At 72.8% G+C, this 18,647-nt stretch carries 18 protein-coding genes; 9 read left to right on the plus strand and 9 right to left on the minus strand.

Features of this window, described 5'->3' with window-relative positions; translation table 11 throughout:
* The first annotated feature begins 92 nt into the window (after window positions 1–92).
* The 3 genes from VKG64_02125 to VKG64_02135 are packed head-to-tail and all read left to right on the plus strand — an operon-like array spanning window position 93 to window position 2,268.
* Window positions 93–1,619, plus strand: coding sequence for an AMP-binding protein (locus tag VKG64_02125; protein HKB23824.1), 1,527 nt, complete (start codon window positions 93–95; stop codon window positions 1,617–1,619).
* Window positions 1,620–1,679: 60 nt separating this feature from the next.
* Complete coding sequence (locus tag VKG64_02130) at window positions 1,680–2,048, plus strand: VOC family protein (protein HKB23825.1); 369 nt, start codon at window positions 1,680–1,682, stop codon at window positions 2,046–2,048.
* Window positions 2,035–2,268, plus strand: a complete 234-nt coding sequence (locus VKG64_02135; GenBank protein HKB23826.1) for a hypothetical protein — start codon at window positions 2,035–2,037, stop codon at window positions 2,266–2,268. The genes VKG64_02130 and VKG64_02135 overlap by 14 nt, the downstream gene beginning before the upstream one ends.
* Here the strand turns inward: VKG64_02135 and VKG64_02140 are convergent.
* Window positions 2,265–3,473, minus strand: a complete 1,209-nt coding sequence (locus tag VKG64_02140; GenBank protein HKB23827.1) for an acyl-CoA dehydrogenase — start codon at window positions 3,471–3,473, stop codon at window positions 2,265–2,267. The two genes, VKG64_02135 and VKG64_02140, sit on opposite strands and share 4 nt — an antisense overlap.
* A gap of 54 nt (window positions 3,474–3,527) precedes the next feature.
* Between VKG64_02140 and VKG64_02145 the strand changes: the two genes are divergently transcribed.
* Complete coding sequence (locus VKG64_02145) at window positions 3,528–4,424, plus strand: diacylglycerol kinase family protein (GenBank protein HKB23828.1); 897 nt, start codon at window positions 3,528–3,530, stop codon at window positions 4,422–4,424.
* Between the two features lie 16 nt (window positions 4,425–4,440).
* Window positions 4,441–5,316 carry an EamA family transporter gene (locus VKG64_02150; protein ID HKB23829.1) on the plus strand — a complete coding sequence of 292 codons (876 nt, stop codon included), beginning with the start codon at window positions 4,441–4,443 and terminating at the stop codon, window positions 5,314–5,316.
* Here VKG64_02150 and nudC read toward each other — a convergent pair.
* The 4 genes from nudC to VKG64_02170 form a co-directional block, all read right to left on the minus strand.
* The gene (gene nudC / locus VKG64_02155) at window positions 5,307–6,167 is read right to left on the minus strand and encodes an NAD(+) diphosphatase (GenBank protein HKB23830.1); all 861 of its coding nucleotides are present in this window, start codon (window positions 6,165–6,167) and stop codon (window positions 5,307–5,309) included. The genes VKG64_02150 and nudC overlap by 10 nt on opposite strands.
* Complete coding sequence (locus VKG64_02160) at window positions 6,164–7,024, minus strand: crotonase/enoyl-CoA hydratase family protein (protein HKB23831.1); 861 nt, start codon at window positions 7,022–7,024, stop codon at window positions 6,164–6,166. Before VKG64_02160 ends, nudC begins: the two co-directional genes overlap by 4 nt.
* A gap of 14 nt (window positions 7,025–7,038) precedes the next feature.
* Window positions 7,039–8,169 (minus strand): LLM class flavin-dependent oxidoreductase, encoded by a 1,131-nt coding sequence (locus VKG64_02165; GenBank protein HKB23832.1) that lies wholly within the window; start codon window positions 8,167–8,169, stop codon window positions 7,039–7,041.
* A gap of 99 nt (window positions 8,170–8,268) precedes the next feature.
* On the minus strand, window positions 8,269–10,542 hold the full coding sequence (locus tag VKG64_02170) for a xanthine dehydrogenase family protein molybdopterin-binding subunit (GenBank protein HKB23833.1): 2,274 nt from the start codon (window positions 10,540–10,542) through the stop codon (window positions 8,269–8,271).
* Window positions 10,543–10,559: 17 nt separating this feature from the next.
* On the opposite strand from VKG64_02170, the gene VKG64_02175 reads away from it, so the two are divergent.
* Together VKG64_02175 and VKG64_02180 are read left to right on the plus strand one after the other, a co-directional pair.
* The gene (locus tag VKG64_02175) at window positions 10,560–12,014 is read left to right on the plus strand and encodes an aminopeptidase P N-terminal domain-containing protein (protein ID HKB23834.1); all 1,455 of its coding nucleotides are present in this window, start codon (window positions 10,560–10,562) and stop codon (window positions 12,012–12,014) included.
* Between the two features lie 47 nt (window positions 12,015–12,061).
* Window positions 12,062–14,179, plus strand: a complete 2,118-nt coding sequence (locus VKG64_02180; protein HKB23835.1) for a TonB-dependent receptor — start codon at window positions 12,062–12,064, stop codon at window positions 14,177–14,179.
* A gap of 4 nt (window positions 14,180–14,183) precedes the next feature.
* Here VKG64_02180 and VKG64_02185 read toward each other — a convergent pair whose 3' ends face one another.
* Complete coding sequence (locus VKG64_02185) at window positions 14,184–15,080, minus strand: alpha/beta hydrolase (GenBank protein ID HKB23836.1); 897 nt, start codon at window positions 15,078–15,080, stop codon at window positions 14,184–14,186.
* A gap of 53 nt (window positions 15,081–15,133) precedes the next feature.
* Here VKG64_02185 and VKG64_02190 point away from each other — a divergent pair, with 53 nt between their 5' ends.
* A complete protein-coding gene (locus VKG64_02190) occupies window positions 15,134–16,177 on the plus strand; it encodes a phosphotransferase family protein (GenBank protein ID HKB23837.1) in 1,044 nt (347 codons plus the stop codon).
* Between the two features lie 50 nt (window positions 16,178–16,227).
* Here VKG64_02190 and VKG64_02195 read toward each other — a convergent pair whose 3' ends face one another.
* Genes VKG64_02195 through VKG64_02205 form a run of 3 tightly spaced genes read right to left on the minus strand, consistent with a single transcriptional unit; the run spans window position 16,228 to window position 18,060 of the window.
* Window positions 16,228–16,554, minus strand: a complete 327-nt coding sequence (locus VKG64_02195) for a hypothetical protein (protein ID HKB23838.1) — start codon at window positions 16,552–16,554, stop codon at window positions 16,228–16,230.
* A complete protein-coding gene (locus VKG64_02200) occupies window positions 16,503–17,690 on the minus strand; it encodes a thiolase family protein (protein ID HKB23839.1) in 1,188 nt (395 codons plus the stop codon). Before VKG64_02200 ends, VKG64_02195 begins: the two co-directional genes overlap by 52 nt.
* Before the next feature lie 22 nt (window positions 17,691–17,712).
* A complete protein-coding gene (locus VKG64_02205) occupies window positions 17,713–18,060 on the minus strand; it encodes a RidA family protein (protein ID HKB23840.1) in 348 nt (115 codons plus the stop codon).
* A 115-nt stretch (window positions 18,061–18,175) separates the two neighbouring features.
* Here VKG64_02205 and VKG64_02210 point away from each other — a divergent pair, with 115 nt between their 5' ends.
* Window positions 18,176–18,646 (plus strand): (2Fe-2S)-binding protein, encoded by a 471-nt coding sequence (locus VKG64_02210; GenBank protein ID HKB23841.1) that lies wholly within the window; start codon window positions 18,176–18,178, stop codon window positions 18,644–18,646.
* The last annotated feature ends 1 nt before the right edge of the window (window position 18,647 follow it).

Here is an 18,647-nt window from a genome sequence, read left to right on the forward strand (position 1 = left end):
GAGGCGCCGAACCCCGCCGCGTGGGCGCGCCCCGCCGCGGACGTCGCGCGCGAGGCGCTCGAGGCCGCGCGCGCCCGCCTGCCCCGGTAGTCTTGGACGTCCTCGCGGCCCACGCCCAGCGCGTGCCCGACGCGCCCGCCCTGATCGAGGGCGACCGGCGCCTCACGTGGCGCGAGCTCGTGGACCGGCGCAATCGGCTGGCGAACGCGCTCTCCGGGCTCGGCCTTGCGAAGGGCGCGCACGTCATCCTCTACGTGCCGAACTGCCTCGAAGCGATCCTGGCGCCGTCCGCGGTGCGCGCGGCGGGCGCGCTCCCGGTGCCCATGAACCACCGGCTCGTCGCCGACGAGGTCGCGTACATCCTCGACCACTCGGAGGCGAGTGTCGTGTTCGTCGGCGATCAGTTCCTCCCCGTGGCCGAGCGCGTCCGGCCGACCGCCGCGAAGGCGCAGACGTGGATCCTCGTCGGAAGCGAGCGGCGGCCGTGGGCCGAGCACGTGGACGACCTGATCGCGCGGGGCGACCCTGGGCCCCTCCCCGAGGACGCCGCGCAGGGGCTCGGCGGCTCGATGATCTACACGGGCGGCACGACCGGGCGCCCGAAGGGCGCGCTCCGGCACGGCGTGGACGCGGCCGTGGTTCGGGACTTCATGGAGGCCTTCGGGCTCGCCGGGCCGCACGTGCATCTCGTCGCGGGCCCGCTCTACCACTCGGCGCCCGGCAGCTTCGCCTCCTACACGCTCGTCTTCGGCGGCACGGTCGTGGTGATGCGGAAGTTCGACCCCGAGGAGGCGCTGCGGGCGATCGCGCGCCACCGCTGCACCTCCACCTTCATGGCGCCGACCCTGGTGAAGCGCATCGTGGACCTGCCCGTCTCCGTGCGCGCCCGCCACGACGTCTCCTCGATGCGCGCGCTCGTCGTCGCGGCGGCGCCGTGCCCGATGCGCGTCAAGGAGGAGGCCCTCGCCTGTTTCGGGCCGTCCGTCTACGAGTTCTACGGCTCGACGGAGCTCGGCGTCAACACGATCCTCCGCCCCGAGGACGTGCTGCGGAAGCCCGGCTCGTGCGGCCGCGCCGCGCCCGGCGTCGAGCTCGCGATCCTCGACGACGAGGGCCGGCCGGTGCCGGCGGGGACGCCGGGCGAGCTCTACGTGCGGCGCTATCCCGGCATGTTCGACGGCTACTACAAGGACGCCGCGGCCACGCAGGCCGCGCAGCGTGGCGAGTGGGCGTCGGTTGGCGACGTCGCGTACATGGACGCCGAGGGATTCGTCTACATCTGCGACCGCAAGCGCGACATGATCATCTCGGCCGGCGTCAACATCTACCCCGCCGAGATCGAGGACGCGCTCCACCGCCACCCCGACATCGACGACGTCGCGGTCTTCGGGGTGCCGGACGACGACTGGGGCGAGCGCGTCCACGCCGCGGTGCTGCGGCGTCCGGGCGCCGCGCTCAGCGCCGAGCAGGTCGTCGGCTTCGCGCGCCGCCACGTGGCCGACTACAAGGTCCCGCGTGAGGTGTCCTTCCACGCGGAGTTCCCGCGCGACGCCTCCGGCAAGCTGCTGAAGCGCGTCCTGCGCGAGCCGTACTGGGCCGGCCGCGCCTCGAAGATCTGACCCCGGGCGGCAATGCGTCCCGCTGACCCGCTCGAAGGCGTGCACGGGCGCAGAGGGACCATGAGGATCTCTGGCGCGATCGCACAGCTGCGGACGACTGACCTGGCTGAATCAATACGTTTCTACACGACGAAGGTCGGACTGACGCTCGAGTTCCAGTACCAGGACTTCTACGCGGGAATCCGGGCGGGGAATCAGGTCTTTCACCTGAAACTCGCGGACGAACGGGACCCCTCCATCGCGTTCGCGGACGCGGGCGAACATTTCCACCTCTATTTCGAGACGGAGGATGCCGAGGCCACAGCGGACGCGTTGAGGCGAAACGGAGTCCGTCTCGTGCAGGACGTGCACGAGACCGCCTGGGGAACGAGAGAGTTCGCCATCAAGGATGATCAAGGGCACACGCTGTACTTCGGTGAGCGTCGCTAGGATCGAACGGCTGGACGGGTCACCGGCCGACCGCCTCGACGCCCTGGTCGCCGAGAGCGAGGTGTCCGGATTGCGCTTCGTTCGGCGGCTGGTCGAGGAGTGGGTCAGCGGCGCGGAGAATCCCGCGGCGGCGCGGCTCTACGAACGGCTCGGATTCCGCCGCGTCGGCGCCGGTGACGACATGCACGTCATGGAGCTGTCTCGCACCGCTCGTCGCTAGAAGTGCTTCCGCAGCTCGAGCCGGCCGATCTGGCGCCGGTGCACCTCGTCCGGGCCGTCGGCGAAGCGGAGCGTCCGCGAGTGCGCCCACATGGACGCGAGCGGGAACGCCTGGCTCACGCCGCCGCCGCCGTGGAGCTGCATCGCGCGCTCGACCACCCGGAGCGTCATGTTGGGCACGGCCACCTTGATCTCGGCGATCGCCTGGCGCGCCGCCTTGTTGCCGACCGTGTCCATCATGTGCGCGGCGTGGAGCACCAGGAGCCGCGCCTGGTCGATCTCGATCCGCGACTGGGCGATGCGCTCGAGCGTGATGTCGTTCTCGCTGAGCTTCTTGCCGAACGCCACGCGGTCGTTCGCGCGCCGGCACATGAGCTCGAGCGCGCGCTCGGCGACGCCGATCTGGCGCATGCAGTGGTGGATGCGCCCGGGCCCGAGCCGGCCCTGCGCGATCTCGAACCCGCGCCCCTCGCCGAGGAGCATGTTCGACGCGGGCACGCGCACGTTCTCGAAGAGGACCTCGCCGTGGCCGTGGGGCGCGTCGTCGTAGCCGAAGACCGTCAGCATGCGGAGGATCTTGATGCCGGGCGTGTCGCGCGGCACCAGGATCATCGACTGCTGCTTGTACTTGTCGGGGTTCTTCGGGTCGGTCTTGCCCATGAAGATGAGGATCTTGCAGCGCGGGTCGCCGATGCCCGAGGTCCACCACTTGTGGCCGTTGATCACGTACGCGTCGCCCTGGCGGACGATGGACGACTCGATGTTCGTCGCGTCCGACGAGGCCACCTTCGGCTCCGTCATCGCGAAGGCCGAGCGGATCTTGCCCTCGAGCAAGGGCTCGAGCCACTGCTTCTTCTGCTCGGGCGTGCCGTAGCGCTCGAGCACCTCCATGTTGCCGGTGTCGGGCGCCGAGCAGTTGAAGACCTCGGGCGCGATCGGCGAGCGGCCCATCACCTCGCAGAGCGGCGCGTATTCTAGATTTGTGAGCCCCGCGCCGCGCCCGCTCTCGGGCAGGAAGAGGTTCCAGAGGCCGCGCTCGTGCGCCTTCGCCTTCAGCTCCTCGATGATCGGCGGAACCTGCCAGCGGGTGGGGCCGGTCGCGACCTGGTCGTGGAAGACCTGCTCGTTCGGCAAGACGTACTTGCCCATGAAGTCGCCGAGCTGCTCCAGGTACATCTTGGTCTTCTTCGAGTACTCGAATTCCATGTCGGGCCTCCCCTGGCGTTGCCGCGCCCCCGATTGTATCCTCCCGCCAGCCAAATGGAAGGGCCCGCGCGACGCGCGTTATTCGTGGTGAATCCCGAAGCCGGCGGCGGCAGGACGCGGCGCGTGTGGCGGGATCTCGCGCGGGAGGCCGCCCGGCGCGCGCCTGAATGTGGCGTCGCGCTGACGCGGGCGCGGGGCGACGCGACGGCGCTCGCGCGACGGGCGGTCGCCGAGGGCTGGCCGCTGGTCGTCGCGGTCGGTGGCGACGGCACGCTGAACGAGGTGGTCAACGGCCTCGTCCACGCCGGGAACGGCCCGGCGCTCGGCGCCATCCTCACGGGGCGCGGCTGCGACGCGTGCCGGAACTTCGGCCTCGCCCGGGATCCCCGCGCGGCGCTCGAACGCGCCCTCGCGGGTGTCGAGACTCGCGTGGATATCGGCGTGGCGACGTCCGCCGACGGCGGCACGCGGTATTTCCTCGGCGCGGCGGGCGTCGGGTTCGACGCCGTCGTCGCCGAGCGCGCGGCGACCTCGCGCCGGCGCGGCACGCTCCCGTACCTCGCGGCCGTCCTCGCGACGGTCTGCACCTACCGTCCCGCGCCCGCGGCGATCGAGGCGGACGGCCGCCCCGTGTGGTCGGGGCGGCTCACGATGGCCGTCGTCGCGAACGGCGCCTGCTACGGCGGCGGGATGAGGATCGCGCCCGGCGCCGACCCCGCCGACGGCGTCCTCGACCTCGTCGTCCTCGACAACCTCGGACGGCTGGAGCTCGTGCGCTGGCTGCCGACCGTGTACCGCGGGACCCACGTGCGGAACCCGAAGGTCACGGTGCGGCGCGAGCGCAGCGTCACCGTCCGCGCCGAGCTCGCCGTGCACGCCGACGGCGAGGCCGCGGGGCGGGCGCCCGTGACGATCTCGGTGCTCCCGGGCGCGCTGCGTCTCAGGCGGTAGCGCGCCGCGACCGACCGTGCGCCCGTTCGACGTCGCGCTCGCGGTGCTCGTCGCCGTCGTCTGGGGCCTCGCCTTCGTGGCGACCAAGCTCGCCCTCCAGAGCTTCTCACCGCCCGAGCTGACGGCCCTCCGGTTCCTGATCGCGTCGGTCCCCGCCCTCTTCCTCGCGCGCCCGCCGGTCGCGTGGCGCGCCCTGGTGCCGCTGGGTCTGACGCTCTTCGCCGGGCAGTTCCTGTTCCAGTTCTTCGGCATCGCCCACGGGATGCCGCCCGGGCTCGCGTCGCTGACCGTCCAGACGCAGGCCTTCTTCACCGTGCTCTTCGCCGCCGTCGCGCTCGGCGAGACGCCGGCGCTCCGGCAGGTGGCGGGCATGGCCGTGGCGTTCGCCGGCCTCGTCCTGATCGCCGTCACCGTGGGGGCCGATCAGAGCGCCATCGGCTTCGGCCTCACGCTGGTCTCCGCCGTGAGCTGGGGGGTCGGCAACGTGCTGCTGAAGCGGATCGAGCGCCCCGCGATGCTGAGCCTCATGGTGTGGGCGAGCCTGGTGCCGCCGCTCCCGTCGCTGGCGCTGTCGGCGCTGCTCGACGGCCCGGGCGACCTGGCGCGCGCCTTCGCGGACGCGTCGTGGGTCGGGCTCGGCGCCGTGCTCTACCTCGGTCTCGTGGCGACGGTCCTCGCCTACGCGCTCTGGGGCGACCTCCTGCGCCGGTATCCGGTCGCGACCGTCGCGCCCTGGGCGCTCATCGTTCCCTTCGTCGGGGCCTACGCGTCGTCGCTTGTGTTTGGCGAGCGCTTCGGGCCGCTGCGGCTCGCGGGCATGGCGCTCGTGCTGGTGGGCCTGGCGGTCATCGTGCTCCCGCGCGGACGGGACGAGGCGACGCGTCAGGGCTGAGCGAAGTTCGCGAGGATCCAGCCGGCAATCGAGTGGCGCGCGGGCCCCGTCGGCAGCTCGGCGCGGGGGAACCAGCGCGCGTCCTCGAGCTCTTCCTTGTCGAGCGTGATCTCGCCGCCCGCGTACTGCGCGACGAACCCGACCATCAGCTGGCTCGGGAACGGCCAGTTCTGGCTCCCGACGTACCGGATGTCCTTCACGTCCACGCCGACCTCTTCCTTCACCTCGCGCGCGACGGCGCCCTCGAGCGACTCCCCGTTGTCCACGAACCCCGCGACGAGGGCGTAGCGTCCCGGCGCCCAGATCGCCTTGCGCGCGAGGAGGACGCGCTCGCCGTCGCGCACGAGGACGATCACCGCGGGATGGAGGTGGGGGTAGTGCTCGTAGCGGCACGTGGGACACCGCTTGCCCCACTCGCCGGGGAGCAGCTCGGTGGCCACGCCGCAGCGCGGGCAGTGGGCGCTCGTGCCCTCCCAGTGGAGGAGCTGCATCGCCATGCCGCCGAGCGAGAGGAGGTCGTCGGGCAGGCGCGTGCCCTGCATCGGCACGAGCGTCTCGCGCTGGAAGCCCGACGGAACCGGCGAGTCCTTCGAGAGCCCCGCGACCCAGCACGCGGTGCCCGCCCACGTGCCGAGCCAGTGCGGCCGGCCGAGCGCGTCGCCGAAGCCCTTCGGCGCCTCGCCCTCCGGCAGGCTGAAGCCGTCGCCGTCGGCGACCACGACGAGCTTCTGATCCTGGACGATGAGCCAGCGGCCGCGCGCGTCGGCCGGGGCGGCGCCGCCCTTCGCGGGCGTGAACTCGCCGCGCAGGCAGTCGCGATTGAACGGGAGGTAGACCGAGAGCGGCGTCACTTGAACGGCCGCGGCGGCCACCAGGGATAGAAGGGCGGCATGTCCTTGCTCGGCCTCCCCGTGAAGCGGGCCGGGCGCTTCTCGAGGAACGCGGCGATGCCCTCGCGCGCGTCGGCGGAGCGGCCCGTCCAGAACATCGCCTGCGAGTCCAGGCGGTGCGCGTCCATCGGATGGTCGGCGCCCAGGAGGCGCCACAGCATCTGGCGCGCGAGCGCGACGGCGACCGCCGAGGTGTTGTCGGCGATCTCGCGCGCGAGCTCGCGCGCGGCCGGGAGCAGCGCCTCCGGCGCCACGACGCGGCTCACGAGGCCGCCCGCGCGCGCCTCCTCGGCGTCGAACACGCGCCCGGTGTAGATCCACTCGGCGGCGCGGGCCGGCCCGACGAGCCGGGGCAGGAACCACGTCGAGCACGCCTCGGGCACCACGCCGCGCCGGGCGAAGACGAAGCCGAGGCGCGCGGCGGTCGAGGCGAGCCGCACGTCCATCGGGAGCGTCAGCGTCACGCCGAAGCCGACGGCGGGTCCGTTGATCGCGGCGATCACGGGCTTCGTCAGGTCGAAGATCCGGAGCGCGACGCGCCCGCCGCCGTCCTCGTGCGCTTCCGGCGACTCGGCGCGGCCGCGCGCGGCGGCGTCGAAGGTCCGGCCGCCGGCGGAGAGGTCGGCGCCCGCGCAGAAGGCGCGGCCCGCGCCGGTGACGATCACCGCGCGCACGCCGTCGTCGGCGTCGGCCGCGTCGAACGCGGCGCAGAGCTCGTCGATCATCGTGGCGGTGACCGCGTTGAGCTTCTCGGGGCGCTGGAGCGTCACCGTCGCGACGCGGTCCGCCACCTCGTACCCGATCTCGGCGAACGCCATCGCGCGCGGGGAGGTCAGGACCCGAGGAGGCCGACGTTGAGCGCCGGGGCCGGCTCCGGCGCGGCGGTCGGGACGGGCGCCGCGCCGAGCTTCTGGAGCGCGGGCATGACGTCCTTCGCGAAGAGCCGCATGTTCCGCTCGGCCTCGCCGTAGTCCATGCCGGCGTAGCTGAAGACGCCGACGAAGGTGTCGTTGCCGACACGGCGGCGCACGTCGAGGATCCGCTCGTAGCACTGCTCGGGCGTGCCCCAGACCTGGAGGTTCACGAAGTACTCGATGACCTTGTCGGTGCCGTACTGCTGGATCTTGTCCGCCATCTTGCCGTAGTACTCGTAGCCCTTGGTCGTCTTGAGGTGGTCGTCCTGGAACTTGTAGTGGTCGAGCACGGTCTGGTAGTAGCCGCCGATGTAGCGCAGCGCCTGCTCGCGGGCGCGCTCGGCGCTCGCGTCGCAGAAGGTCCAGCCGGCGCACACGGGCGGCGGCGCCTCCGCGCCGTTCAGCTGCCGGTACGCCGCGCGGTAGCCGTCGAGCTCCTTGGCGACCTCGGGCCACGGCTTCTGCGGGATGACGAGCATGCCGACCCCGAGCTTCGCCATGATCGGCACCGACTCGGGCGAGACGGAGGCGGCGTAGGTGCGCCCGCGGAACGACTTGAACGGCGCCGGCCGGATCGCGGCGCGCGGCTGCCGGACGAACTTGCCCTCGTACTCGCAGACGCCCGTCTCGAGGCCGCGCAGCAGCATCTCGGCCGATTCGACGAAGCGCTCGCGCGACTCGTCCATCGAGAGGCGGAAGCCGTCGAACTCGACGCGGCCGGCGCCGCGGCCGAGCCCGAGGATGAGCCGCCCGTCGGAGATGTTGTCGAGCATCGAGACCTCTTCGGCCACGCGCATCGGGTCGTGCCACGGGAGCACGACGACCATCGAGCCGAGCTTCGCCCGCCGCGTCCGCCCGGCCATGTAGGTGAGGAACTGCAGCACGTCCGGGCACATGGTGTAGTCGGTGAAGTGGTGCTCGACGCCCCACACGGACTCGAAGCCGAGGGGCTCGGCGAGGTCCGCCAGCCTGAGCTCGTTCAAGTAGACCTCGCGGTCCGCGCGCGCCTTCTTGGGGTTCTGGAAGACGGTGGCCATACCGACGTGCATGTGAGTCTCCTGTCGTGGAGGCGCCGACGGGCCGCCGGTCGACGGACAGAGCCTAGCCCGGGGGCGCGCGACCGTCAACGGCCCCCGGCGGCGCGGCCGTTACGGCGCGGCGCGCCGGAGCGCCGCGAGGACCCGCGCGGGCGTGAGGGGCAGGGCCGTGAGCGCGACGCCGTGCTCGCGGAGCGCGTCGCAGACGGCGTTGGCGATGGCCGCGCCGAGCCCGGGATTGCCGCACTCGCCGAGGCCGCGGAGGCCGAGCGGGTTGGTCCGCGCGGGGATTTCCTGGAAGAAGCACTCGATCGGCGGGACGTCGTCCGCCAGCGGCAGTGCGTAGTCGAGGAGCGTGCCGCAGAGCGGCTGGCCCGCCGTGTCGTACTCGAGGCTCTCCAACAGCGCGTTGCCGATGCCGAACGCGACGCCGCCGACGAGCTGCCCCTCGATCAGCGCCGGGTTCACGGCGCGGCCCACGTCGGCGCCGACGACCACGCGGCGCAGGTGCACGCGCCCCGTCGCCTCGTCCACGTCGAGCACGACCCCGACGGCGCAGCCGGCGTAGGTGACCTTGGCGACGGTGAACGACGCGCCGGCGGCCAGCCGCCCGCGCGCGGCCAGCTCGTCGAGCGTGACGCTCTTGCCGTTCGCGCGCAGCCGGCCCCGCGCGTACTCGACGGCGTCGGCGGGCCCGCCGAGCAGCGCGGCGGCGCGCGTCTTCGCCTCCTCGACGAGCTTCGCGGCGGCGAGGTGTACGGCGTTGCCCGCCATCACGGTGCCGCGCGAGCCGTAGGTGCCGACGCCGCTCTCGATGGCCGCCGTGTCCGGATGGCGCACGACGAAGCGGTCGGCCGGGAGCCCGAGCGCGTCCCCGAGGATCTGCGCGAGCGCGGTCTCGAGCCCCGGTCCCATGGATGAGGCGCCCGTGTCCACCGTGAAGGTGGCGTCCGCCTTCGCCTCGACGTGCGCCGTCTCGAACGGGCCGAGCCCCGTCTTCTCGACGTAGGCGGCCAGGCCGATGCCGCGGCGCACGCCCCGCGGCGCGAGCGCCCGCTGCTCGTCGCGCGCCCGGGCGTAGTCGAGCCGGCGCAGCAGCTCCTCGAAGAGCGCCGGGAAATCGCCCGAGTCGTAGACGGTCGTGGCGCCGAACGAGGTCGTGCCCGTGTCGTAGGGCATCTCGTCGGGACGGATCAGGTTGCGCCGCCGCAGCTCGGCCGGGTCGAGCCGGAGTCGCGCGGCCGCGACGTCGAGCAGCCGCTCACGCGCGAAGTTGCACTCCGGGCGGCCGGGCGAGCGGAGCGTGCCGACGGGCGTCTTGTTCGTCACGACGCTCCAGAGGTCGCACGCGTAGGCGGGCACGCGGTACGGCCCCGGCAGGAGCGCCGCACCGAACTCGGCGGGCACGAGCGCCGCCGTCCGCACGTACGCGCCGATGTCGGCGTGGATCACGGCGCGCATGCCGACGATGCGCCCCGCGGCGTCGAGCCCGATCTCGAGGTCGTACTCGGTCTCGCGCGCGTGGTTCGCCGCGACGAGGTTCTCGCGGCGGTCCTCGATGAAGCGCACGGGACGGCCGAGCTTCAGCGCGGCGAGCGGGACCAGGATGTCCTCCGGGTAGAGCTCGCCGCGGACGCCGAAGCCGCCGCCCACGTCCACCTCGGTGAGGCGGAGCGCGCCGGGCGGAATCCCGAAGATCGGCGCGAGGATCCCGCGGTTGATGTGGATGCACTTGGTCGAGCCGATGAGGTGCAGCTCGCCGCCCCGCGGGTCGGGCGGCACGGCGACGAGCCCGCGCGTCTCGAGGGCGGCCGCCGTCTGCCGCGAGTGGCGGAAGCGCTCGCGCACGACGAGGTGCGCGCCGGCGAGGGCCGCGCCGGCGTCACCGACGCGCATCCGGATCGTCGCGACGTTGTTTCCGTCGGTCCCGGGGAAGAGCCGCGGCGCGTCGGGCGCGAGCGCGGCGGCGACGCTCGCGCACGCCGGGAGGGGCGCGTAGTCCACGCGGATCAGCTCGAGCGCGTCGGCGGCGACGTAGCGGTCGTCGGCGACGACGAGGGCCACGGGCTCGCCGACGTAGCGCGCGACGCCGCGCGCGATCGCGGGCTGGAGGTAGCGCGCCGTGCCGTCGGGCGCGGGGACGCGGTTCGGGATGACGGCGTCCGCGGGCACGTCGGCGGCCGTGAGGACCGCGCGCACGCCGGGAAGCCGCAGCGCGCGGGCGGCGTCGATCCCGACGATGCGCGCGTGCGCGTGCGGCGACCGGAGGACGGCCGCCTCGAGCGTGCCCGGCGGCCGGACGTCGCCGACGAATCGGCCGCGGCCGGCCGCGAGTCGCTCGCCGCCGAGGCGCGGGTGGCTGGCGCCGATCATCGCGACCCGCATGATACCCTAGGACGCGTATGGCGACACGCGACCTCGAGCCGTTCGCGGACCGCCGGCTGCGCTTCGCCGCCGCGCTCGGCGACGCGATCGCGGTCGTGCCCGGCGCGCAGGAGGTCCGGCGCAACGGCGACGTCAACTACGAGTTCCGCCAGAGCTCCGATTTCTTCTTCCTCACGGGCTTCGACGAGCCCGACGCCGTCGCGGTCATCAATCCGGCGCACGCCAAGGAGCGCTACGTCCTCTTCGTGCGCCCGCGCGACCGCGAGATGGAGACCTGGAACGGCCGGCGCGCGGGCGTCGAGGGCGCGGTCGCGACCTACGGCGCCGACGCGGCGTACCCGATCGAGGCCCTCGACGAGAAGCTCCGCGACTACCTGATCGGCCGCTCGACGCTCTTCTACCGCCTCGGCAACGCGGCGTTCGACGGGCGGATCACGCGGCTCGTCGTCGAGCTGCGGGCGGCCCGCGCGCGCGGCCTGCAGGCACCGGTCGCGCTCGAGGACCCGGGGCCGATCCTCCACGAGATGCGCCTGCGCCGCTCGCCCGCCGAGCTCGCGCGGCACCGGCGCGCGTGCGCGATCAGCCGCGACGCGCACATCGAGGCGATGCGCTACGCGCGCCCCGGCCTCTACGAGTACCAGGTACAGGCGGCGCTCGAGTTCGTCTTCCGCGCGAGCGGCTCGCCGCGCAACGGTTACCCGTCCATCGTCGCGTCCGGCCCGAACGCCTGCGTCCTCCACTACACCGAGAACACGCGGCGCCTGGAGGACGGCGACCTGCTGCTGATCGACGCCGGCTGCGAGTACGGCTACCACTCCGCCGACATCACGCGCACGTTCCCCGTCAACGGCCGCTTCACGCCCCCGCAGCGGGCGATCTACGGGCTCGTGCTGAAGGCGCAGCTCGCGGGCATCGCCGCGGCGCGGCCCGGCGCCCGCTACGAGGCGGTGCACGAGGCGGCGCGCCGCGTGCTGGCAGAGGGGCTCGTCGGGCTCGGGCTCGTGCCGCGCGGGCTCGAGGACACGCTCGCGATGCACCACTACCGCGAGTTCTACATGCACGGCACCGGCCACTGGCTCGGCATGGACGTCCACGACGTCGGCGACTACCGGATCGACGGCAAGTCGCGCGTGCTCGAGCCTGGCATGGTCTTCACCGTCGAGCCCGGCCTCTACTTCGATCTCGAGCGCGAGACCGCGACCTTCCACCTCCGCGAGTACAGCGAGGACGAGATGTGGGAGCGGCGCCTCCGCCTCGGCATGGCGGCGGCGAAGCGGCTCGAGGAGGAGGAGAAGGCGAAGGCCGAGAAGGTCCTCCACCCGATCCCGGGGGAATTTCGCGGGATCGGCGTCCGCATCGAGGACGACGTGCTCGTCACCGAGGACGGCTCGGAGGTGCTCACCGCGGGCACGCCGAAGACCGTGGACGAGATCGAGCGCGTCTGCGCCGAGCCCCCGCGCCTGCCGCGCTGAGCGCCTAGTCCCGTCGGCTCCATTCGGGGTGGTACGATGGCGCGCCCATGCGCGCCCGTCCCGTCCCCACGCTGGCCGTCCTGCTCCTGCTCGTTCCCGCCGCGGCGGCCCAGGAGCCCGCGCCGGCGGCGCGCCTGCCCGAAGTGCGCGTGACCGCGCCGGCGCCCGCCGGGTCGCTCCTCGACCTGACGACGCCGGGCCGCGTCGACCGGCTCGGCGAGGAGGAGATCCGGGGCGCGCGTCCCTCGGCGCTGCCCGACGTCCTCGAGCGCCTTCCCGGCGTCACCCTCCAGAACGAGCAGGGCAGCCGCTTCCAGCCGAACCTCTCGCTGCGCGGGTTCGGCGTGTCGTCGGTGACGGGCCTGCCGCAGGGCTTCAGCGTCTTCCTCGACGGCGTGCGGCTCAACGAGCCGACGGTGGAGGAGGTGAACTTCGACCTGATCCCGCTCGAGGACGTCGAGCGCATCGAGGTGATCCGCGGCCCGTCCGTCCTCTTCGGGCGCAACACGCTCGGCGGCGCGATCAACCTGGTCACGCGGCGGGGCCGGGAGACGCGCGAGATCGTCCCCGAGGCCGCGGTCGGGAGCTTCGGCCGCCGCGACCTCCGTCTTCGGCTCGGCGGCGCGGCGCGGCCGCTCGATTGGGCGCTCTCGCTCACCGACTCGCGCGACGACGGCTATCGAGACTTCACCGGCGGCCGCACGTCACGCGCCTTCGCCAAGGTGGGGCTGGACCTCGGCGGCACGGACCTGACGCTCTCCTACCAGTACGCCAACAACCGCATCGGCCAGGCGGGCTCGCTGCCCGAGGGCGAGGCGCGGCGCCACCCGCGGCACAACTTCTCGCCCGACTTCTTCGCGCCCGAGCTCCACATGGCGACGCTGAACAGCGAGTACCGGCTCGACGAGCGGCTGACGCTCGCCGTCAACGCATTCGTCCGCGCGCTCGACGCCGAGCAGTTCAACAAGAACCTGATCGCGCCGAACAGCCGCCTCGTGACCAGGACGCTCTCCACGGGCGGCACGCTCCAGGCGACCCACGACGGCACGCTCGCGGGCCGGCGCAACGTCCTCGTCGGCGGCGTCGAGTACGCGCGCCACGACGTTCGGAGCCGGACGTTCGAGGAGCCGCCGGGAGGCCGCACGCTCGACGCGGACCTCGGCGACACGCAGGACGCGCTCGGCGTGTACGCGCAGGACGCGCTGACGGTGGCCCGCGATCTCCTCGTTCCCGGCTCCACGCTGGTCGTCACGGTGGCCGGGCGCTGGGACAGCCTGCGCCACGACATCGCCGACCGGCTCGGTGGGGCGAGCGGCGGCGTGCACGGCTACGACCGGTTCAATCCGCGCGCCGGCGTCACCTTCGCGCCGAGCGCGCGCCTGCGCGTCTACGCGAGCTACGCCGAGGGCTTCCGCGCCCCGGCGTTCCTCGAGCTCACGTGCGCCGGCCCGGGCGCCGTGTGCCCCGGGCTCCAGGTGGGGGTGGCGCCCGATCCGCCGCTCAACGCGGTGACGGCGCGGAGCTACGAAGTGGGCACGCAGGCGCGGCCCCTCGCCTGGCTCGACGTGGACCTCGCGGGCTTCCGCACGGACGTGAGCGACGACATCTTCTCCGTGGCGCCGTCGGGGACGACGGGCGTGTTCTTCCAGAACGTGGGGAGGACGCGGCGTGAGGGCGTCGAACTCGCCCTCCGCGTGCGCCCCCTCGAGGGCGTCGAGACGTTCGTCAACTACGCGTTCACGCGCGCCACGTTCCAGGATCGCGTCGAGCTGGCGACGCCGCTCGCCCCGGGCGCCCAGACCGTCCGGCCCGGCGACTCGCTCGCGCTCGTCCCGCGGCACCGGTGGAACGCTGGCGTCGTGTACCGGCCGTGGCCTTGGCTCGCGCTGTCGCTGGATGCCCGCTACGTCGGGTCCCAGGTCCTGCGGGGCGACGAGGCGAATCGGCACGACCCGATGCCGGCGTACTGGGTGACGAACGTGGGGGCGACGCTGAGGCTCCGAGCCGTCGAGGCGTTCGTCAGCGTCAACAACGCCCTCGACGAGCGTTACGCGACCTTCGGCACGTTCGCGGTCAACGGGCGCGAGGCCGGGCAGCCGGTCCAGCGCTTCCTGTCGCCGGGCCCCCCGCTGAACGTCCTCGCCGGCCTTCGCTACGCCTTCTAGCGGATCAGGCGGCGTCCCGCAGGAACGCGCGGACCTCGCTCACGACGCGCTCGGGCGCCTCGCGCATCATGAAGTGGCCGACGCCGGGGATGCGCTCGAGCGTGAGCTTCGAGAAGTACTCGGGGAGCCGGTCGGCCCAGGCGACGGGGAGGATCGCGTCGCTGTCGCCCCAGAGGACCAGCGTGGGCACGTCGAGGCGGAGGGTCTTCGGCTCGAGGTCGGCCTGCGTCGTGCGCAGGCGCTCGAAGGCCTTGTAGTACGCGAAGCCGCCGCGCAGCGCGCCCGGCTGCGAGTACGCGTCCACCCAGTGCGCGAGCTCCGCGTCGGTCACCCAGTCCTTCTTGCCCGACCAGTGCGTCAGGAAGTGGCGCAGGTAGAGCCGTGTCGCCTCGCGGCTCGCGCCGATCAGCTCGTGAGCCCACGGCTGCGTGTGGAAGATCTGGTACCAGATCTCGCGCGTGTGGCCCGGCTCGCGCCAGCGGCGCCCGATCCCGGGGTAGGGCGGATCGAACAGCACGAGCCGCGTCACGAGCTCGGGGAAGAGCCGCGCGAGCGGCTGGGCGACGGTCGCGCCGATGTCGTGGGCGACGACGGCGACGCGCGAGAGCCCGAGCGCCCGCGCGAAGCCGCCGATCTCGCGGGCAACGACGTCGCGCGCGTAGCCCTGCTCGGGCGGGACGTCGGGCTTGTCGGAGTAGGCGAAGCCCCGGAGGTCGGGCACGATCACGTCGTGGTGCGCGGCGAGCGGCGGGATGACCGGCGCCCACTCGTACCAGAAGCCCGGCCAGCCGTGCAGCAGGAGCACCGGCGAGCCCGCGCCCTGGCGGACGTAGTGCAGGCGCACCCCGTCCACGCTCACGAACCCGTGCGTCCACGGTCCCGTCGGGCCTCCGCTCGTCATGTGCCGTCCTCCGGAAGTCGGATTATACTGGCGCGCGCGGGAGGACGGCCCGGATGATCTCGACCACCGCGGAGGTCCGCGAGCAGCACCGCTTCGACGTCGACGCGCTCGAGCGCTTCCTGCGCGCGCGCGGGCCGGGCTTCGCGGGCCCGCTCGCCGTGCGGCAGTTCCGCGGCGGCCAGTCGAATCCGACGTACTACCTGACGGCCGGCGGCAAGGAGTACGTCCTGCGCCGCAAGCCCCCGGGCAAGCTCTTGCCCTCCGCGCACGCGGTGGACCGCGAGTACCGCGTGATCACGGCGCTCAGCACGACCGGCTTCCCCGTGCCACGCACCCACGTCCTCTGCGAGGACGACGCGGTCATCGGCACCGCGTTCTACCTCATGGACTGTGTCCACGGGCGCGTCATCACCGACCCGGCGGTCCCCGATCTCACGCCGCGCGAGCGCACCGCGATCTACGATTCGCTGGGCGAGACGCTGGCCCGGCTGCATACCGTAGACTGGCGACAGCTCGGGCTCACGGACTTCGGGCGGCCGGGGAACTACTTCGCGCGCCAGATCCACCGCTGGACCCAGCAGTACCGCGCGTCCGAGACGGAGAAGATCGAGGCGATGGAGCGGCTGATCGCGTGGCTGCCCGCGAACCTCCCGCCCGGCGACGAAACGACGCTCGTCCACGGCGACTTCCGGCTGGGCAACGTCATCATCCATCCGACCGAGCCGCGCGTCGCGGCGGTGCTCGACTGGGAGCTCTCGACGCTCGGTCACCCGCTCGGCGACCTCGCGTACAACTGCCTGCCGTACCGTTTCACGCGCGAGTGGGAGGGGCTCGCGGACAAGAATCTCGAGGACCTGGGGCTTCCGACCGAGCAGGCGTACGTCGCCGCCTACTGCCGGCGGACGGGCCGCGCGGGGATCCCGGAGTGGGAGTGGTGCCTGGCCTTCGCGATGTTCCGGCTGGCCGCGATCGCGCAGGGGATCATGGGGCGCGTCGTCGCCGGCACCGCCAACGACCCGAACGCGCGCGAGCGCGGCGCGCGCGCCCGGCCGCTCGCCGAGTCCGCGTGGGAGCTCGTCGCCAAGCAGGCCGGCTGAGCGGACGCGTCAGGCGCCGCCGCATTCTTCGCCGACGGCGGGGCGCCGTCCTAGTCGGCCGCCACCGCCTTCCGCGCGGCGGCGATCTCCTGCCGGACGGCGTCACGGCCGGGGAAGTCGCGGTCCGCCTTCCGGTACCAGTGGCGCGCGTTGTCGAGGTCGCCCTCGAGCGTGTGCACGATGCCGTGCAGCCACGCGGCGAGCGGCGACTTCTCCTTCTGCACGATCTCGTGGGCCTGCTGCCAGGCGCCCTCCGCGAGGAATTCGACGGCCCTCGCGAGCGTCGCGGTCTTCGTCGTCGGCGTGCGTCGCCCGGCGGAGGCCTTCAGTTGCAGGCCTCGAAGAGCCCGGCCGCCCCCTGGCCGCCGCCGACGCACATGGTCACGACTCCGTAGCGCGCCTTGCTCCGCAGCATCTCGTTGGCGAGCGTGCCGACCATGCGCGAGCCGGTCATGCCGAACGGATGGCCGATCGAGATCGAGCCGCCGTTCCGGTTGAGCTTCTCGGGGTCGAGGCCGAGCCGGTCGCGACAGTAGACCACCTGCGACGCGAACGCCTCGTTCAGCTCCCACACGTCGATGTCCGAGACCTTGAGGCCGTGGCGCCCGAGGAGCTTCGGCACCGCGAAGACCGGGCCGATGCCCATCTCGTCGGGCTCGCAGCCGGCGACGGCGAAGCCGCGGAAGACGAGCTTCGGCCTGATGCCGAGCGCCTTCGCGCGGTCCATCGACATGACGAGCGTGGCCGAGGCGCCGTCGGAGAGCTGCGAGGAATTGCCGGCCGTCACCGTCCCCTGGCCGCTCTCCTTGTCGAAGTGCGGCGGCAGCGCCATGAGGCCCTCGAGCGTCGTGTCGGCGCGATTGCACTCGTCCTTCTCGACGTAGTACGGCTCCTGGCCGGCGACCTCGCCCGTCTTCTTGTCGAGGATGCCGCGTGTCACGTGCACCGGCGCCAGCTCTTCCTTGAAAAAGCCCTCCTGCTGCGCGCGCGCCGTGCGCTGCTGGGAGAGGAGCGCGTAGCGGTCCTGGGCCTCGCGGCCGACCTTGTAGCGCTTGGCGACGACCTCGGCCGTGTCGCCCATGACCATGTAGATCCCGGGGATGTGCTCCTTCACCCACGGGTTCGGGCTCGTGTCCCGCTGCATCATCGTGATGGACTCGACGCCGCCGCCGAACATGACGTCGGCGCCGTCGTTCAGGACGTAGTTCGCGGCGATCGCGATCGCCTGGAGCCCCGAGGAGCAGAAGCGATTCAGCGTGAGGCCGCCGACCGTCACGGGCAGGCCCGAGCGCACCGCGGCGACCCGCGCGATGTTGTGGCCCTGGGTGCCGTGCGGCTGCCCGCAGCCGAGGATCACGTCCTCGACCTCCTTCGAGTCGAGCTGCGGCACCTTGCCGAGGACGTCCTTGATGCAGTGGGCCGCGAGGTCGTCGGGCCGCGTCAGGTTGAACGAGCCGCGGAACGACTTGGCCAGCGGCGTGCGGGAGCTGGCGACGATGACGGCTTCACGCATGGCGATCTCCTTGGGCCGGCCGCTAGAGGGCCGCGACGCACATGATCTCGACCAGATATTTCGGCGACGCGAGGCGCGCCTCGACCGTAGCCCGCGCCGGCGTGTTGGCCCTGTCCACCCAGGCGTCCCACGCGGCGTTCATGTCGCTGTAGATGCCCATGTTGGCGACGTACACCGTGGCGGAGAGGAGCTTCGACTTCCCGCTCCCGACCGCCGCGAGGGTCTCGTCGATCTTCTTCAAGATCTGCTCGGTCTGGCCTCTCGCGTCCGCGGAGGGGTCGCCGGCCACCATGCCGGCGAGATAGACGGTGTTGTCGTGGACGACCGCCTGAGAGAGCCGGGGCCCGACGCCGTGGCGCTTGACGCTCATCGCTCGTTCCTTTCGGGTGTGAGGAGTTGGCTGGAAGGATAAAGGCAACGCCCCCGCATGTCGAGGGGTGCTCCGCTTCGACCGCGTCGTATACTTCAGCCGTCAGGGCACCCCGATGGCGAAATTCGCGCTCACCGTCAACGGCCGCCGCGCGACCGTCGAGGCCGATCCGGACACGCCGCTGCTCTACGTGCTCCGGAACGACCTCGGCCTGCACGCGGCGAAGTTCGGCTGCGGCCTCGGGCAGTGCGGCGCGTGCACGGTCCTCGTCGGCGGCCGCGCGACGCGATCTTGCGTGATACCCGTGAAGGCGATCGCGGCGCAGCCGGTCACGACGCTCGAGGGGCTCGGCTCGCCGGCGCGACCCCATCCGCTGCAGGCCGCGTTCATCGACGAGCAGGCGGCGCAGTGCGGGTACTGCATCGGCGGCATGGTGATGGCCGCCAAGGCGCTGCTCGACCGCCGGCCCCGTCCGACGGAGGACCAGGTGAAATCCGCGCTGGCCGGAAATCTCTGCCGGTGCGGCACGCACGTCCGCATCGTACGCGCCGTCCTGCGCGCGTCGAAGGCGCCTCGAACGGCGTAGA

Source organism: Candidatus Methylomirabilota bacterium (assembly GCA_035260325.1).
Taxonomy (GTDB): Bacteria; Methylomirabilota; Methylomirabilia; order Rokubacteriales; family CSP1-6; genus AR19.

Coding starts and splice junctions, on each gene's coding strand:
- VKG64_02130 (HKB23825.1), top strand. CDS start 1,680: ATGAGGATCTCTGGCGCGATCGCACAGCTGCGGACGACTGACCTGGCT.
- VKG64_02185 (HKB23836.1), bottom strand. CDS start 15,080: ATGACGAGCGGAGGCCCGACGGGACCGTGGACGCACGGGTTCGTGAGC.
- VKG64_02140 (HKB23827.1), bottom strand. CDS start 3,473: ATGGAATTCGAGTACTCGAAGAAGACCAAGATGTACCTGGAGCAGCTC.
- VKG64_02180 (HKB23835.1), top strand. CDS start 12,062: ATGCGCGCCCGTCCCGTCCCCACGCTGGCCGTCCTGCTCCTGCTCGTT.
- VKG64_02145 (HKB23828.1), top strand. CDS start 3,528: ATGGAAGGGCCCGCGCGACGCGCGTTATTCGTGGTGAATCCCGAAGCC.
- VKG64_02165 (HKB23832.1), bottom strand. CDS start 8,169: ATGCACGTCGGTATGGCCACCGTCTTCCAGAACCCCAAGAAGGCGCGC.
- VKG64_02190 (HKB23837.1), top strand. CDS start 15,134: ATGATCTCGACCACCGCGGAGGTCCGCGAGCAGCACCGCTTCGACGTC.
- VKG64_02205 (HKB23840.1), bottom strand. CDS start 18,060: ATGAGCGTCAAGCGCCACGGCGTCGGGCCCCGGCTCTCTCAGGCGGTC.
- VKG64_02170 (HKB23833.1), bottom strand. CDS start 10,542: ATGCGGGTCGCGATGATCGGCGCCAGCCACCCGCGCCTCGGCGGCGAG.
- VKG64_02175 (HKB23834.1), top strand. CDS start 10,560: ATGGCGACACGCGACCTCGAGCCGTTCGCGGACCGCCGGCTGCGCTTC.
- VKG64_02210 (HKB23841.1), top strand. CDS start 18,176: ATGGCGAAATTCGCGCTCACCGTCAACGGCCGCCGCGCGACCGTCGAG.
- VKG64_02200 (HKB23839.1), bottom strand. CDS start 17,690: ATGCGTGAAGCCGTCATCGTCGCCAGCTCCCGCACGCCGCTGGCCAAG.
- VKG64_02160 (HKB23831.1), bottom strand. CDS start 7,024: ATGGCGTTCGCCGAGATCGGGTACGAGGTGGCGGACCGCGTCGCGACG.